Origin of the sequence: Streptomyces niveiscabiei, assembly GCF_033794345.1 — a bacterium.
Classification (GTDB): domain Bacteria; phylum Actinomycetota; class Actinomycetes; order Streptomycetales; family Streptomycetaceae; genus Streptomyces; species Streptomyces niveiscabiei.
On the sequence record NZ_JARAYJ010000125.1, the window covers coordinates 1 to 627 of the forward strand.

Annotated in this window: 1 rRNA gene; it reads right to left on the bottom strand. The window is 53.7% G+C overall.

Annotated elements, in window-relative coordinates:
• Positions 1-627: ribosomal RNA gene (locus PV682_RS44165) — 23S ribosomal RNA — on the bottom strand; the annotation flags it as partial.

Here is a 627-nt window from a genome sequence, read left to right on the forward strand (position 1 = left end):
TTCACAGTCTCCCAGCTATCCTACACAAGCCGAACCGAACACCAATATCAAACTGTAGTAAAGGTCCCGGGGTCTTTCCGTCCTGCTGCGCGAAACGAGCATCTTTACTCGTAGTGCAATTTCACCGGGCCTATGGTTGAGACAGTCGAGAAGTCGTTACGCCATTCGTGCAGGTCGGAACTTACCCGACAAGGAATTTCGCTACCTTAGGATGGTTATAGTTACCACCGCCGTTTACTGGCGCTTAAGTTCTCAGCTTCGCCACACCGAAATGTGACTAACCGGTCCCCTTAACGTTCCAGCACCGGGCAGGCGTCAGTCCGTATACATCGCCTTACGGCTTCGCACGGACCTGTGTTTTTAGTAAACAGTCGCTTCTCGCTGGTCTCTGCGGCCACCCCCAGCTCACCGAGTAAATCGGATCACCAGTGATGGCCCCCCTTCTCCCGAAGTTACGGGGGCATTTTGCCGAGTTCCTTAACCATAGTTCACCCGAACGCCTCGGTATTCTCTACCAGACCACCTGAGTCGGTTTAGGGTACGGGCCGCCATGAAACTCGCTAGAGGCTTTTCTCGACAGCATAGGATCATCCACTTCACCACAATCGGCTCGGCATCAGGTCTCAG